Below are 710 nucleotides of genomic sequence, written 5' to 3' on the forward strand. Positions count from 1 at the left end.
TTTCGTCATGTCGCACTGGAAATGCTCGTTGGACCTGGTGACCGGTATCTTCCCTCGCCGTTTCGCTCGTGAAGCGCCCCGCCTCGGAAATTTCACTAGCAGCCCCATTTCCTTCATCAGCCGGTACACCCGCTTATGGTTCACCCGCAGGTTGTATCGGCGACGCAGCATGACCTGGATTCGCCGGTATCCGTACGTGGGGAATTCTTCGCACAGTTTCCGAATCCACTGTTTGACCAGAGCGTCCTTGTCCACAGAAGGCCGCTTCGGCTTGGGCACAGGCGGCTTCAGCAAGCTGTAACAGTACGTCCGGTTCAGCCCTAATGCTCTTGCAATCACTGGGACCGGAAATCCTTCTTTGGCGAGCTGACAGACCAAAGAACGGCTATTTACTTCCGACCCCAATTCGATTTTTTTCGCAACACATCCACCTGCATCGTCAGTTCGCCGATCTTAGCCCGAGCCTCCTGCAACTCTTTCTCCAGCTCCTGCTCCCTCGTAGAGGGTCCGGACTGAAGTCCAGCCCGTCCGCCAGCCAGGAACGCTTCACGCCACTTGTCATACAGACTCTGGGCCACGCCATGCCGCCGACATACCTCGCTGATGTTCGCACCGGGCATCATGCCCTCGAGCACGATGTTCATCTTCTCGTCCACTGTCCACTTACGTCCCGGCATTACAAACACCTCTACTTCATCTTAACCCATCCC

The 710-nt window shown here is 56.2% G+C and carries 2 protein-coding genes; both read right to left on the reverse strand.

The window, feature by feature from the left end:
* Positions 1–339 (reverse strand): IS3 family transposase (locus AK2_RS17700; protein ID WP_157076409.1); only part of this gene is annotated, 339 nt, incomplete at its 3' end.
* Between the two features lie 50 nt (positions 340–389).
* The gene (locus AK2_RS16270; RefSeq protein ID WP_067937162.1) at positions 390–677 is read right to left on the reverse strand and encodes a transposase; all 288 of its coding nucleotides are present in this window, start codon (positions 675–677) and stop codon (positions 390–392) included.
* Positions 678–710: the final 33 nt, after the last annotated feature.

The sequence above is a fragment of the Alicyclobacillus kakegawensis NBRC 103104 genome, from assembly GCF_001552655.1.
Taxonomy (GTDB): Bacteria; Bacillota; Bacilli; order Alicyclobacillales; family Alicyclobacillaceae; genus Alicyclobacillus_G; species Alicyclobacillus_G kakegawensis.

Excerpts from the sequence above, each read along its gene's own strand:
- AK2_RS16270 (WP_067937162.1), bottom strand. The coding sequence starts at position 677 with ATGCCGGGACGTAAGTGGACAGTGGACGAGAAGATGAACATCGTGCTC.